12 protein-coding genes are annotated in these 13,829 nt (G+C 64.5%); all 12 read left to right on the forward strand.

Translation table 11 applies throughout. The annotated features are described in order from the left end of the window. Positions 1 to 7 precede the first annotated feature (7 nt). Genes nuoF through mce form a run of 12 tightly spaced genes read left to right on the forward strand, consistent with a single transcriptional unit; the run spans position 8 to position 13,819 of the window. Positions 8 to 1,312 (forward strand): NADH-quinone oxidoreductase subunit NuoF, encoded by a 1,305-nt coding sequence (nuoF, locus tag AC6IY7_RS14710; protein ID WP_497780141.1) that lies wholly within the window; start codon positions 8 to 10, stop codon positions 1,310 to 1,312. A 9-nt stretch (positions 1,313 to 1,321) separates the two neighbouring features. Beyond that, positions 1,322 to 3,385, forward strand: coding sequence for an NADH-quinone oxidoreductase subunit NuoG (gene nuoG, locus AC6IY7_RS14715; RefSeq protein ID WP_497780142.1), 2,064 nt, complete (start codon positions 1,322 to 1,324; stop codon positions 3,383 to 3,385). 11 nt (positions 3,386 to 3,396) lie between these two features. Further along, the gene (gene nuoH / locus AC6IY7_RS14720) at positions 3,397 to 4,416 is read left to right on the forward strand and encodes an NADH-quinone oxidoreductase subunit NuoH (protein ID WP_497780144.1); all 1,020 of its coding nucleotides are present in this window, start codon (positions 3,397 to 3,399) and stop codon (positions 4,414 to 4,416) included. Between the two features lie 11 nt (positions 4,417 to 4,427). After that, complete coding sequence (nuoI, locus tag AC6IY7_RS14725; RefSeq protein WP_331938405.1) at positions 4,428 to 4,916, forward strand: NADH-quinone oxidoreductase subunit NuoI; 489 nt, start codon at positions 4,428 to 4,430, stop codon at positions 4,914 to 4,916. A gap of 47 nt (positions 4,917 to 4,963) precedes the next feature. After that, positions 4,964 to 5,566, forward strand: a complete 603-nt coding sequence (locus tag AC6IY7_RS14730) for an NADH-quinone oxidoreductase subunit J (protein ID WP_497780146.1) — start codon at positions 4,964 to 4,966, stop codon at positions 5,564 to 5,566. A 13-nt stretch (positions 5,567 to 5,579) separates the two neighbouring features. Beyond that, the gene (nuoK, locus tag AC6IY7_RS14735; protein WP_497780147.1) at positions 5,580 to 5,888 is read left to right on the forward strand and encodes an NADH-quinone oxidoreductase subunit NuoK; all 309 of its coding nucleotides are present in this window, start codon (positions 5,580 to 5,582) and stop codon (positions 5,886 to 5,888) included. Positions 5,889 to 5,894: 6 nt separating this feature from the next. Further along, on the forward strand, positions 5,895 to 7,937 hold the full coding sequence (gene nuoL, locus AC6IY7_RS14740; RefSeq protein WP_497780148.1) for an NADH-quinone oxidoreductase subunit L: 2,043 nt from the start codon (positions 5,895 to 5,897) through the stop codon (positions 7,935 to 7,937). After that, on the forward strand, positions 7,937 to 9,448 hold the full coding sequence (locus AC6IY7_RS14745) for an NADH-quinone oxidoreductase subunit M (protein WP_497780150.1): 1,512 nt from the start codon (positions 7,937 to 7,939) through the stop codon (positions 9,446 to 9,448). The genes nuoL and AC6IY7_RS14745 overlap by 1 nt, the downstream gene beginning before the upstream one ends. 13 nt (positions 9,449 to 9,461) lie before the next feature. After that, positions 9,462 to 10,895: an NADH-quinone oxidoreductase subunit NuoN gene (gene nuoN, locus AC6IY7_RS14750; protein WP_497780152.1), complete on the forward strand. Its 1,434-nt coding sequence runs from the start codon at positions 9,462 to 9,464 to the stop codon at positions 10,893 to 10,895. Continuing rightward, a complete protein-coding gene (locus AC6IY7_RS14755) occupies positions 10,895 to 11,707 on the forward strand; it encodes a biotin--[acetyl-CoA-carboxylase] ligase (RefSeq protein WP_497780154.1) in 813 nt (270 codons plus the stop codon). Before nuoN ends, AC6IY7_RS14755 begins: the two co-directional genes overlap by 1 nt. Beyond that, the gene (locus AC6IY7_RS14760; RefSeq protein WP_497780156.1) at positions 11,704 to 13,374 is read left to right on the forward strand and encodes a ribonuclease J; all 1,671 of its coding nucleotides are present in this window, start codon (positions 11,704 to 11,706) and stop codon (positions 13,372 to 13,374) included. Before AC6IY7_RS14755 ends, AC6IY7_RS14760 begins: the two co-directional genes overlap by 4 nt. Positions 13,375 to 13,414: 40 nt before the next feature. After that, on the forward strand, positions 13,415 to 13,819 hold the full coding sequence (mce, locus tag AC6IY7_RS14765) for a methylmalonyl-CoA epimerase (protein ID WP_497780157.1): 405 nt from the start codon (positions 13,415 to 13,417) through the stop codon (positions 13,817 to 13,819). Positions 13,820 to 13,829 lie beyond the last annotated feature (10 nt).

Genomic DNA, 13,829 nt, shown 5'->3' on the forward strand with positions numbered 1-13,829 from the left:
ACGACCCATGCTCGCCGACAAGGACCGCATTTTTACCAATCTCTACGGCATAGGCGACAAGAGCCTCGCCGGAGCCCGCTCGCGCGGCGCCTGGGACAACACCAAGGCGCTGCTGCAGCTCGGCCGCGACAAGATCATTCAGGAAATGAAGGATTCGGGGCTGCGCGGACGCGGCGGCGCCGGCTTCTCCACCGGCCTGAAATGGTCCTTCATGCCCAAGACGCCGGACTCCGCGCGTCCCTCCTATCTCGTCATCAACGCCGACGAGTCGGAGCCGGGCACCTGCAAGGACCGCGAGATCATGCGCAATGATCCGCAGACGCTGATCGAGGGCGCGCTGATCGCCTCCTTCGCCATGGGCGCGCACGCCTCCTACATCTATGTGCGCGGCGAGTTCATCGCGGAGCGCATTGCGCTGCAAAAGGCGATCGATGAGGCCTATGACGCCAAGCTCATCGGCAAGGACAATATTCACGGCTATCCCTTCGATCTCTATGTGCATCACGGCGCCGGCGCTTATATCTGCGGCGAGGAGACGGCGCTGATCGAGAGTCTCGAGGGCAAGAAGGGCATGCCGCGCCTGAAGCCGCCGTTCCCGGCCAATGTCGGCCTCTACGGTTGCCCGACGACGGTCAATAATGTCGAATCCATCGCCGTCGCGCCGACGATTCTGCGCCGCGGCGCGAGCTGGTTCGCCGGCATCGGCAAGCCCAACAACACGGGCACCAAGCTCTTTTCCATCTCCGGCCATGTGAATAAGCCGTGCAATGTGGAAGAGGCCATGTCCATTCCCTTCCGCGAGCTGATCGATCGCCATTGCGGCGGCGTGCGCGGCGGCTCGGACAATCTTCTCGCCGTCATTCCCGGCGGCTCCTCGGTGCGTCTCGTGCCGGCGGATCAGATCATCGACTGTCCGATGGATTTCGACAGCCTCGTCAAGCTCGGCTCCGGCCTCGGCACGGCGGCGGTCATCGTGATGGACAAGTCGACCGACATCATCCGCGCCATCGCCCGCATCTCATATTTCTACAAGCATGAGAGCTGCGGCCAGTGCACGCCCTGCCGCGAAGGCACGGGCTGGATGTGGCGCGTCGTCACCCGCATGGCGGAAGGCCGCGCCCATAAGCGCGAGATCGATATGCTGTTCGACGTATCGAAGCAGATCGAGGGACACACGATCTGCGCGCTCGGCGATGCGGCGGCTTGGCCGATCCAGGGTCTCATCAATCATTTCCGTGGCGAAATCGAGAAGCGCATCGATCGTTATGCGGCCAATCCGCATCCCGATCCGGTGCGCGTGGCGGCGGAGTAAGGCATTCCAATGACCAGAATTCTCGTCGATGGCGTCGAGGTCGATGTTCCGGCCGAATATACGCTGCTGCAGGCCTGCGAGGAGGCCGGCGCCGAAGTGCCGCGCTTCTGCTTCCACGAGCGTTTGTCGATCGCCGGCAATTGCCGCATGTGTCTCGTCGAGGTGAAGGGCGGCCCGCCGAAGCCGCAGGCTTCATGCGCCGTCGCTGTGAAGGATTTGCGTCCCGGCCCCGATGGCGCGCCGCCGGAAGTCTTCACCAAGACTCCGATGGTGAAGAAAGCGCGCGAAGGCGTGATGGAGTTCCTGCTCGTCAATCACCCGCTCGACTGTCCGATCTGCGATCAGGGCGGCGAGTGTGATCTGCAGGATCAGGCGCTCGCCTTCGGCGGCGACAGCTCGCGTTACGCCGAGAACAAGCGCGCGGTCGAGGACAAATATATCGGTCCGCTCGTCAAGACGGCGATGACCCGCTGCATCCATTGCACCCGTTGCGTGCGCTTTTCGGCGGAGATCGCCGGCACTAGCGACATGGGCGCGATCGGCCGCGGCGAGGATATGGAGATCACCACCTATCTGCAGAGCGCGATGACCTCCGAGCTGCAGGGTAATGTGACCGATCTCTGTCCCGTCGGCGCGCTTCTGCCCAAGCCGCAGAATTTTCGCGCCCGCCCGTGGGAGTATCAAAAGACCGAGACGATCGACGTGCAGGACGCGCTCGGCTCGGCGATCCGCGTCGACGCCCGCGGTCGCGAGGTGATCCGCATTCTGCCGCGCCTCAATGAGGCGGTGAATGAGGAGTGGATCTCCGACAAGACGCGTCAGGTCGTCGACGGATTGAAGGCGCAGCGTCTCGACCGTCCCTATATCCGCGAGAATGGCCGGCTGCGTCCCGCCTCCTGGCAGGAGGCGCTCGGAACTGTGGCCGCCAAGACGAAGGCGACGAAAGCGGAGAAGATCGGCGCCCTCGTCGGCGATCTCGCCGCGCTCGAGGAGATCTTCGCGCTGAAGCTGCTCGTCGAGGGCCTCGGCAGCGTCAATCTCGACGCGCGTCAGGACGGGACCAAGCTCGATCCGCGATTCGGCCGCGCCTCTTACCTCTTCAACGCCACGATCGCCGGCGTCGACCAGGCGGATTCGCTGCTCATCATCGGCTCCAATCCGCGCAAGGAAGCGCCAGTGCTCAATGCGCGCATCCGCAAGCGCTGGCTGAAGGGCGATTTCCCGATCTCGCTGATCGGTGAGCCTGCCGATCTCACCTATGACTATGACTATCTCGGCGCCGGGCCGGACGCGCTGGCGCGCTTCGTCGAAAGCGCGCCGACAGGCTCCTCCAAGCGCATCGTGCTGATCGGCCAGGGCGCGCTGACGCGACCCGACGGCCGCGCCATTCTGGCGCTCGCCGCCCAGGCCGCGAGAAAGCATGGCGGTCTCTCCGAGGGGTGGAACGGCTTCAGCGTGCTGCATACGGCGGCCGCGCGCGTCGGCGCGCTCGATCTCGGCTTCACGCCGGGGCAGGGCAGTCTCGACGCCGCCGAGATCGCCAAGGCCGGCGCGCTCGATCTCGTCTTCAACCTCGGCGCGGACGAGATCGCGATCGAGCCCGGCGCTTTCGTCGTCTATATCGGCACGCATGGCGATAAGGGCGCGCATCGCGCCGACGTCATCCTGCCGGGAGCGGCCTATACCGAGAAGCTCGGGCTCTATGTGAATACGGAAGGCCGCGTGCAGGAGGCGTTGCGCGCTGCGTTCCCGCCGGGCGACGCCCGCGAGGATTGGGCGATCCTGCGCGCGCTCTCCGGCGCGCTCGGTTCGCCGCTGCCTTTCGATTCGCTGCAGCAGCTGCGCGCCAAGCTCGGCGAGGCGCATCCGCATCTGCGCAAGCTGGACCAGATCGAGCCGGGCTCTGCCGCAGATCTCGAGGCGGTGGCGCTGCAGCCGGCGACGGCGTGGAAGGATGATTTCGTCCCCGCGATCGCCGATTTTTATCTCACCAATCCGATCGCGCGCGCCTCGGCCACAATGGCGGAATGTTCGGCGCTGGCGCAGAGCCGGCTGAAACAGGCTGCGGAATAGGAGCAAGGGACGTGATCGACGGCTGGCTGCTGAACCTTCTCCTGATCATCGTGAAGAGCGTCGTTCTCACCGTCGCTCTGCTGATCTATCTCGCCTATGCGATCTATATCGACCGCAAGGTGTGGGCCGCCGTGCAGCTGCGCCGCGGTCCCAATGTCGTCGGACCCTGGGGCCTGCTCCAGAGCTTCGCCGACATGTTGAAGTTCGTGCTGAAAGAGCCGGTGATCCCGGACACGGCGAACAAGGGCGTGTTTTTGCTCGCGCCTTTCGTGACCGCAATGCTGGCGGTCGCCGCCTGGGCGGTCATTCCGGTCGCCGACGGCTGGGCGGTCGCCGATCTCAATGTCGGCATTCTCTATATTTTCGCCATCTCCTCGCTCGGCGTCTATGGCATCATCATGGGCGGCTGGGCGTCGAACTCGAAATATCCGTTCCTGTCGGCGCTGCGCTCGGCGGCGCAAATGGTGTCCTATGAGGTCTCGATCGGCTTCGTCATCATCACCGTGCTGCTCTGCGCCGGCTCGCTGAACCTCACCGAGATCGTTCGCGCGCAGGACACGCAATATGGAATGCTCGGCTGGTATTGGCTGCGCCTCTTGCCGATGTTCGTGATCTTCTTCATCTCGGCGCTGGCCGAGACGAACCGTCCGCCCTTCGATCTCGTCGAGGCGGAATCGGAGCTCGTCGCCGGCTTCATGATCGAATATTCGGCGACGCCCTACATGCTGTTCATGCTCGGCGAATATGTGGCGATCCTGACCATGTGCGCCCTGCTGACGATCCTCTTCTTCGGCGGCTGGCTGCCGCCGGTGAATGTCGCGCCGCTCACGCTCGTGCCGGGCGCTGTGTGGTTCGTCCTGAAGGTCACTTTCTTCTTCTTCTTCTTCGCCATGGTGAAGGCCTTCGTGCCGCGCTACCGCTATGACCAGCTCATGCGGCTCGGCTGGAAGGTCTTCCTGCCCATCTCGCTCGTCATGGTCATCGTCGTCGCGGCCGTGCTGCAATTCGCCGGCTCGGCGGGCGCGAACTAAGGGGTGACGTCATGAAGCTCGATCAAGCGGCAAAGTCGCTCTTCCTCGCGGAGTTCATTGCGGCCTTCTTCCTGTCGATGCGTTACTTCTTCAAGCCGAAGGCGACGCTCAACTATCCGCATGAGAAGAACCCGATCTCGCCGCGCTTCCGCGGCGAGCATGCGCTGCGCCGCTATCCCAATGGCGAGGAGCGCTGCATCGCCTGCAAGCTCTGCGAGGCGATCTGCCCGGCGCAGGCGATCACCATCGAGGCCGGCCCGCGCCGCAATGACGGCACCCGCCGCACGACGCGCTATGACATCGACATGGTGAAATGCATCTATTGCGGCTTCTGCCAGGAGGCCTGCCCGGTCGACGCCATCGTCGAGGGGCCGAACCAGGAATTCGCGGTCGAGACGCGCGAGGAGCTCTACTACAATAAGGAGCGCCTGCTCGAGAACGGCGCACGCTGGGAGCGCGAGATCGCGCGCAATATCGCGCTCGATTCTCCCTATCGCTAAAGGCGAGGATCGCTCGGACAACGAGGCTCTCGAGAGAGGACGACAAAGTGGCTGTGGCATTCTTCTATCTCTTCTCGGCGGTGCTGATCGCATCGGCTTTCGCGGTGATCGTCTCGCGCAATCCGGTCCATTCGGTGCTCTATCTCATCCTCGCTTTCGTCAATGGCGCGGGGCTCTTCCTGCTCGCCGGGGCCGAATTCCTCGCCATGATCCTCATCGTCGTCTATGTCGGCGCGGTCGCAGTCTTGTTCCTCTTTGTCGTGATGATGCTGGACGTCGACTTCGCCGCTTTGCGCCAGGGCTTCAGCAAGCATCTTCCGGTGGGCGCCGCGGTGGGCGCGGTGGTGCTCGGCGAGCTCGGCTTTGTCGCGCTCGGCTGGCAGAGCGCCCCTGGCGCGCAGGAGGCCGCCGCTGCGCCGATCGTCGCGGGCGTCTCCAATACGGCCGCGCTGGGGCAGGTGCTCTACACCAAATATTTCCTCTTCTTCCAGGCCTCGGCTCTGGTGCTGCTCACCGCCATGATCGGCGCGATCGTGCTGACGCTGCATCACCGGCCCGGCGTCAAGCGGCAGAAGATCGAGGAGCAGAACGCGCGCACGCGCGACAATGTCATCGAGATCAAGAAAGTGCCCTCGCGGGCGGGCGTCTGAGGGGATCGCAGCAATGGTCGTCGGCCTCACTCATTATCTCGTCGTCTCGGCGATCCTGTTCACGCTCGGAGTCGCGGGCATCATCCTCAACCGCAAGAACATCATCATCATATTGATGTCGGTCGAGCTGATCCTGCTCGCGGTCAACATCAATCTCGTGGCCTTCTCGGCGTCGCTCGGCGATCTGACCGGACAGGTCTTCGCTCTGTTCATCCTCACGGTGGCGGCGGCGGAGGCGGCCATCGGCCTCGCCATTCTCGTCACCTATTTCCGCAACCGCGGCACGATCGCGGTCGAGGACATCAACTCTCTGAAGGGCTGAGCGCCGATGATCCAAGCAATCGTCTTCCTGCCGCTCATCGGCTTTCTCGTCGCGGGCCTGTTCGGGCGGCGCATCGGCGCGCGCGCGTCCGAGCTCGTGACGACGACGCTGCTGTTCATCGCGGCCGGCTTCTCCTGGATCGTGTTCTTCGACGTGGCGCTCGGCCACGGCCACGCCAGCGCGCCTGTGCTCGCCAATTGGTTCACCTCGGGCAAGCTCAGCGTCGATTGGGCGTTGCGCGTCGACTCGCTGACGGCGGTGATGCTCGTCGTCGTGAACACCGTCTCGGCGCTCGTGCATTTCTATTCGATCGGCTATATGCACGAGGATCCGAGCCGTCCGCGCTTCTTCGCCTATCTGTCGCTCTTCACTTTCGCCATGCTCTCGCTGGTGACGGCCGATAATCTCGTCCAGATGTTCTTCGGCTGGGAGGGCGTCGGCCTCGCTTCTTATCTGCTCATCGGCTTCTGGTATCAGAAGCCGTCGGCCAACGCCGCGGCCATCAAGGCTTTCGTCGTCAACCGCGTCGGCGATTTCGGCTTCGCGCTCGGCATTTTCCTCGTCTTCCAGCTCACGCAATCCTTGAGCTTCGAGCAGGTGTTCGCCGCCGTTCCCGGCATCGCGGGCCATAAGATCCATGTGTTCGGAGCCGATTTCGACGCGCTGACGCTGGCGACCTTCCTGCTCTTCATCGGCGCGATGGGCAAATCGGCGCAATTCCTGCTGCACACCTGGCTGCCGGATGCGATGGAGGGCCCGACGCCGGTCTCCGCCCTCATCCATGCCGCGACAATGGTGACCGCGGGCGTGTTCATGGTCGCGCGCCTGTCGCCGATCTTCGAATATGCGCCGGACACGCTCGCCTTCGTCACGCTGATCGGCGGCATAACGGCTTTCTTCGCGGCGACGATCGGTCTCGTGCAGAACGACATCAAGCGCGTCATCGCTTATTCGACCTGCTCGCAGCTCGGCTATATGTTCGTGGCGGAAGGCGTCGGCGCCTATTCGCTCGGCGTGTTCCACCTCTTCACCCACGCCTTCTTCAAGGCGCTGCTGTTCCTCGGGGCCGGCTCGGTCATCCATGCGATGCATCACGAGCAGGACATGCGGAACATGGGCGGCCTGTGGAACAAGATTCCCTTCACCTTCGCCATGATGACGATCGGCACTCTGGCGCTCACCGGCGTCGGCATTCCGGGGACGGAGCTCGGCTTCGCGGGCTTCTTCTCCAAGGATGCGATCATCGAGGCGGCCTTCGCTGCCGGAGAGCATCGCAGCGTCGCTTATTTCGCCTTCGTCTCGACTGTGGTCGCGGCGGGCCTCACCTCCTTCTATTCCTGGCGTCTCGTCTTCATGACCTTCTTCGGCAAGGCGAAGGAGGCGCATGGCGACGCGCATGCAGCGCATAGCGACGCTCACGCGCATGACGACGACCATGCTCATGACGACCACGCGCATGACGCCCATGGCCATGGCCATCACGCGCCGCACGAGTCGCCCATCGTCATGCTGATTCCGCTCGCCGTTCTGGCGGTGGGCGCGGTCGTTGCGGGCGCCGTGTTCATGGGCGACTTCGCCGGGCATGCCTATGACGAATTCTGGAAGGGTGCTCTGTTCACCGGCCATGACAATCACATTCTGCACGCGATGCATGAGATCCCGCATTGGGTTTCCTATGCCGCGACGGTGATGATGGTTTTGGGCTTCCTCGTCGCCTTCTTCGTCTACCAACTCGCCCCGGGCACTGCGCAGAAGATCGCGCACGCCTTCCCGCGGCTCTACCGCTTCCTGCTCAACAAATGGTATTTCGACGAGCTCTATGACGCGATCTTCGTGCGTCCGACCTTCGCGCTCGGTCGTCTGCTGTGGAAGGGTGGCGACGGACGCATCATCGATGGGCTCGGACCCGATGGGATCGCCGCGCGTGTCGTCGATGGCGCGCGTCTCGCGGTGAAGCTGCAGACCGGATATGTCTATCACTACGCCTTCGCCATGCTGATCGGCGTCGCGGCGGTCGTCACCTGGTTCGTCGCGGGAGGTCTGCGCTGATGTTCGGTTTCGGCATTCTCACGGGCCTCACCTTTCTGCCGCTCGTCGGCGCGGCCTTTATCCTCACGCTGAAGGGCGAGAGCGAGGCGGTGCTGCGCAACGCCAAATGGGCGGCGCTGCTGACGACCATCGTCGTCTTCCTGCTCTCGCTCGTCGTCTGGGGGCGCTTCGACACGGCGAGCGCCGCCTTCCAGCTCGTCGAGCAGAAGAGCTGGTTCGGCTCCGGCCTCACCTACAAAATGGGCGTGGACGGCTTTTCCATACCCTTCGTGCTGCTGACGACATTCCTGACGCCTTTCGCCATTCTCGCCTCCTGGGACTCGGTGAAGTTTCGTCTGAAGGAATATCTCATCGCCTTCCTCGTCCTCGAGACGCTGATGATCGGCGTCTTCTGCGCGCTCGATCTCGTCCTCTTCTACCTCTTCTTCGAGGGCGGCCTCATTCCGATGTTCCTCATCATCGGCATTTGGGGCGGCAAGAGGCGCGTCTATGCGAGCTTCAAATTCTTCCTCTACACGCTCGTGGGCTCGCTCTTGATGCTCATCGCCATTCTGGCGATCTATGGCAAGACGGGCACGACCGACATCGTCACTCTGCTGGAGACGCAGTTCCCGCCGTCGATGCAGACATGGCTGTGGCTCGCCTTCTTCGCCTCCTTCGCGGTGAAGATGCCCATGTGGCCGGTCCACACTTGGCTGCCCGACGCTCACGTCGAGGCGCCGACCGCGGGCTCGGTGATCCTCGCCGCCATTCTGCTGAAAATGGGCGGCTACGGCTTCATCCGCTTCTCGCTGCCCATGTTCCCGGACGCTTCGGCCTATTTCGCGCCGCTCATTTATGCGCTGTCGGTCATCGCCGTCATCTACACTTCGCTGGTCGCGCTGGTGCAGGAGGACATCAAGAAACTCATCGCCTATTCGTCGATCGCGCATATGGGCTTCGTCACCATGGGCCTGTTCACGCTGACGACCCAGGGCGTGCAGGGCGCGATGTTCCTGATGATCTCGCACGGCTTCGTCTCCGGCGCGCTGTTCCTCTGCGTCGGCGTGATCTACGACCGCATGCATACGCGTGAGATCGCGGCCTATGGCGGCCTCGTCAATCGCATGCCGCTCTATGCCGTCACCTTCATGATCTTCACCATGGCCAATGTCGGCCTGCCGGGAACCTCCGGCTTCGTCGGCGAATTCCTGACGCTGACCGGCGCCTTTGTCGCCAATAGCTGGGTGGCGCTGTTCGCGACGACGGGCGTCGTGCTGTCGGCGGCCTATGCGCTCTATCTCTATCGGCGCGTCGTCTTCGGCGCGCTCGAGAAGCCGTCGCTGCAGACGATCAGCGATCTCTCTGCGCGCGAGCTTGTGCTCTTCGTGCCGCTGATCATCCTCACCATCTATTACGGCGTGCGGCCGGGGCCGATCCTCGAGGCCTCCGCGGCTTCCGTCGCCAATCTCCTGCAATCTCACACGGCCCTGGCCAATGCGGCGAAAATCGTCGCCCAGGCCGTTCAATGATCGGTCGCTGACGATGTCGTTCTCAACCGCCCTCGCGCATCACTTCCTGCCGGAAACCATTCTCGTCCTCGGCGTGCTGGCGCTGATCCTCATCGGCGCCTGGCGCGGGACGCGGGCCTTCGGCCTCGTCAACGAGCTCGCCGCGGCGCTGATCGGGCTCGCCATTCTGGCGCTGTTCTTCGGCCAGACGTCGGAAGCCTCGCTGTTCGAAGGAGCTTTCGTCGACGACGCCTTCGCGCGCTTCGTGAAAGTGCTGACGCTCGTCGGCTCGCTGGTGACGATACTGATGTCGCGCGACTATCTGCAGCGCGCCCGGCTCGGCAATTTCGAATTCCCGGTGCTGGTTCTGCTGTCGACGGTCGGCATGCTGCTGCTCGTCTCGGCCGATAATCTCATCGCGCTCTATCTCGGCCTCGAGCTGATGTCGCTCGCGCTCTATGTCGTCGCCGCATTCGACCGCGACGATGCGCGCGCCTCCGAGGCGGGCCTCAAATATTTCGTGCTCGGCGCTCTGTCGTCCGGCATGCTGCTCTATGGCGCCTCGCTTCTCTATGGCTTCGCGGGCACGATCTCCTTCGACGGCATCGCCAAATCGATCACCGGCGCGCCGCCGCTCGGGGTGATCTTCGGCCTCGTCTTCGTGCTGGCCGGGCTCGCCTTCAAAATGTCCGCCGCGCCCTTCCATATGTGGACGCCGGACGTCTATGAGGGCGCGCCGACGCCGGTCACCGCCTTCTTCGCTTCGGCGCCGAAGATGGCGGCCGTGGCGATCACCGCGCGCATCGTCTTCACGGCCTTTCCGGGCATTGTCGGGCAATGGCAGCAGATCGTGATCTTCCTCGCCATCGCCTCCATGCTGCTCGGCTCCTTCGCGGCGATCGGCCAGACCAACATCAAGCGCCTGATGGCCTATTCCTCGATCGGCCATATGGGTTTCGCCCTTGTCGGTCTCGCTGCGGGCAATGAGGCGGGCGTGCGCGGCGTCGCCATCTATCTCGCCATCTATCTGGTGATGACGCTCGGCGCCTTCGCCGCCATTCTGCAGATGCGCGTCGACGGCCGTCCGGTCGAGAAGATCGCCGATCTCTCCGGCCTGTCCCGCAACAATGGCGTCGCGGCCTTCTTCCTCGCCATGCTGATGTTCTCGCTCGCGGGCGTGCCGCCGCTCGCCGGCTTCTTCGCGAAATACTATGTGCTGCTGGCCGCGGTCGAGGCCGGGCTCTTTCCGCTCGCCATCGTCGGCGTGCTGGCGAGCGCGATTTCGGCCTTTTATTATCTGCGCGTCGTCAAGGTGATCTATTTCGACGATCCGGCTCCGGCCTTCGATCAGTCGCCCTTGTCCTTGCGTGCGGTGCTCGCGGTCTCGACGCTGTTCCTGCTCGGCTTCTGGCTCTACCCGGCGCCGGTCGTGGAAGCGGCGACGGCGGCGGCGAAATCCTTGTTCTGATGGAGGACGCGAAGCTCGGTGATCGTGCTCTCTCGCGCGGCGTTCGTCTCGAGATTTACGACGAAATCGATTCGACGAACGACGAAGCCAAGCGGCGAGGGGAGGGGGGCGACGCGGGGCCTTTGTGGATCGTCGCCGCCCGCCAGACCAAAGGGCGTGGCCGCCTCGGCCGCAGCTGGAGCTCGCTCGACGGCAATCTTCATGCGAGCCTGCTGCTGTCGGGTTTCGGCCCTCCGGCGCTTGCGCCGCAACTCGGCTTCGTGGCCGGCCTCGCGACGATCGCGGCGCTGATCGAAGCGACTGGCGCCGCCGATCGCCTCGCGCTCAAATGGCCGAACGACGTGCTGCTCGACGGAGAGAAGCTGGCGGGCGTGCTGCTCGAGGGCGTCCAGCCGGCCGTCGGCGCGCCGGGCGCGTTTTTCGGCTGTGTCATCGGCGTCGGGGTGAACTGCGTCGCAGCGCCGCGCGATCTTCCGGTCGCGGCGAGCGATCTGTCGCGGCTCGGCCGCGCCCCCAGCGCCGGCGCGCTCTTTGCTTTGCTTTCCGACAAAATGGAGGAGACGCTGGCTCTCTGGGCGGGCGGCTCTGGATTTTCCGTGCTGCGCGAGCGCTGGCTCGGACATGCGGCCGGATTGGGCGGCGAGATCGAGGCGCGGCTTCCGCGCGAAACGGTTTCCGGGGTCTTCGAGACGATCGACGCCGACGGACGCCTCATTATTTCTACCCGCAGCGGCCGACGCGCCATCGAAGCGGGAGACATTTTCTTGCCGGCCCTCGCGGCGGCCCGGCCCCAGCCGGAGCGTGGCGGATGAACGAAGAAACCAACGAATTCGTCTTTGCGCCCTTGGGCGGTCTGGGCGAGATCGGGATGAACGCCGCTCTCTATGGCTTCGGCCCGCCGAAGGCTCGGCAATGGCTGATGGTCGATTGCGGCCTGGCCTTTCCGGGCCCGGAGTTGCCGGGCGTCGATCTGCTGATGCCGGACGTGTCTTTCGTCGAAAAAATCCGCCGCGATCTCGTGGGGCTGGTCATCACCCACGCGCATGAGGATCATATCGGCGCCTTGTCCTTCCTGTGGCCGAAGCTCGGTTGCACCGTCTATGCGACCCGTTTCGCGGCCGGCCTGCTCGAGGCGCGGCGCCTCGGCGAGGCCGGCGCGCCGAATGTGAAGGTCGTCACCGTGGCGACCGGCCAACGCCTCGACATCGGCCCTTTCGACGTCGAATTCGTCGCCGTGGCTCATTCGATTCCGGAGGCCAATGCGCTGGCGATCCGGACGCCGCTCGGGCTCGCCATTCACACCGGCGACTGGAAGATCGACCCCGAGCCCGGCGTCGGCCATCGCATCGACGCGGCCCGGCTGCGGGCGCTCGGCGACGAGGGCGTCGACGCGCTCATCTGCGACTCGACCAATATTCTGCGCGAGGGCGACAGTTTCTCCGAGAGCGACGTGGCGCAGACGCTGCGTAAGCTCATTGGCGAGGCGAAGGAGCGCGTGCTGGTGACGACCTTCGCCTCCAATGTGGCGCGCATCCGCGCCGTCGCCGAGGCGGCGCAGGCGGCGGGCCGCAGCGTCGTCGTCGCCGGCCGCGCGATGGAGCGCGTCATCCAGGTCTCGCGCGAATGCGGCTTTCTCGACGGCCTGCCGCCATTTCTTTCGCTGGACATGTTTTCCGCGCTGCCGCGTGACAAAATCGTCGTGCTGGCGACGGGCAGCCAGGGCGAGACGCGGGCGGCCATGGCGCGCGTCGCGGAGAAGGAACATCCGGTCATCAAGCTGGCCGCCGGAGACCGGGTCATTTTTTCGTCGCGCGCCATTCCCGGCAATACGCGGGAGGTGCATCGCGTCATCAACAAGCTCTGCGATCTGGGCGTCGAGGTGATCACCGACCACGACCATCTCGTGCACTGCTCCGGCCATCCGCGCCGTGGCGAGGTGGCGCAGCTCTATGATTGGGTGCGTCCGCGCGTGTCGGTGCCGGCGCATGGCGAAGGGCATCACCTCTCCGTCCACGCGGCCTTCGCCAAGGCGCGCGGCGTGGAGACGACCATCGGCGCCCGCAATGGCGACATTGTGCGTCTGTTCCCCGGCGCGCCCGGCATCGTCGGCAAGGCGCCGACGGGGCGCCTCCTCAAGGACGGCGACGTGCTGATCTCGGAGAGCGACGGCGCCGTGCGGGAGCGCGTCAAGCTCGGCTTCTCGGGCGTCGTATCGCTGGCGCTCGCGATCGACAAGCGCGGCGATCTCATCGGCGATCCGGATGTGCTGATCTCCGGCCTGCCCAAAAAGGGCCGTGACGGACAGGATATGGGCGAGGTGGTGGACGACGCCATTTTCCGCACCTTCGACAATCTTCCGCGGCAGAAGCGCCGGGATTTCGACGCGGCGGCGACGGCCGTGGAGCGGGCTGTCCGGGCCAGCGTCAACGCCGTCTGGGGCAAGAAGCCTCAGGTGCATGTATTGATCATCGAGGCGTGATGGCGCATTTAGGTTTCTGGAGAAATCTCAGGGAAACATCATGATCGGACGCTTGAATCACGTCGCCATCGCCGTTTCGGACCTCGCGGCGGCGGCGGCGACCTATAAGAATACGCTCGGCGCCAAGGTCTCCGAGCCGGAGGCCATTCCCGAGCATGGCGTCATGGTCGTTTTCGTCGAGTTGCCCAACACCAAGATCGAGCTGCTGCAGCCGCTCGGCGAAGGATCGCCGCTCGCGGGCTTCGTCGCCAAAAATCCCTCGGGCGGCATTCATCACCTCTGCTACGAGGTCGACGACATATTGACGGCGCGCGACCAGTTGAAGGCCTCGGGCGCGCGCGTGCTGGGTGACGGAGAGCCGAAGATCGGCGCCCATGGCAAGCCGGTGCTCTTCCTGCATCCGAAGGATTTCAACGGGACGCTGCTCGAGCTCGAGCAGGCCTGAGCGGGTCGCT

It is taken from the genome of Methylosinus sp. is20ea (assembly GCF_059718135.1).

Coding starts and splice junctions, on each gene's coding strand:
- nuoI (WP_331938405.1), top strand. CDS start 4,428: ATGAAGCTCGATCAAGCGGCAAAGTCGCTCTTCCTCGCGGAGTTCATT.
- AC6IY7_RS14745 (WP_497780150.1), top strand. CDS start 7,937: ATGTTCGGTTTCGGCATTCTCACGGGCCTCACCTTTCTGCCGCTCGTC.
- nuoL (WP_497780148.1), top strand. CDS start 5,895: ATGATCCAAGCAATCGTCTTCCTGCCGCTCATCGGCTTTCTCGTCGCG.
- nuoN (WP_497780152.1), top strand. CDS start 9,462: ATGTCGTTCTCAACCGCCCTCGCGCATCACTTCCTGCCGGAAACCATT.
- AC6IY7_RS14755 (WP_497780154.1), top strand. CDS start 10,895: ATGGAGGACGCGAAGCTCGGTGATCGTGCTCTCTCGCGCGGCGTTCGT.
- mce (WP_497780157.1), top strand. CDS start 13,415: ATGATCGGACGCTTGAATCACGTCGCCATCGCCGTTTCGGACCTCGCG.
- nuoG (WP_497780142.1), top strand. CDS start 1,322: ATGACCAGAATTCTCGTCGATGGCGTCGAGGTCGATGTTCCGGCCGAA.
- nuoF (WP_497780141.1), top strand. CDS start 8: ATGCTCGCCGACAAGGACCGCATTTTTACCAATCTCTACGGCATAGGC.
- AC6IY7_RS14760 (WP_497780156.1), top strand. CDS start 11,704: ATGAACGAAGAAACCAACGAATTCGTCTTTGCGCCCTTGGGCGGTCTG.
- nuoK (WP_497780147.1), top strand. CDS start 5,580: ATGGTCGTCGGCCTCACTCATTATCTCGTCGTCTCGGCGATCCTGTTC.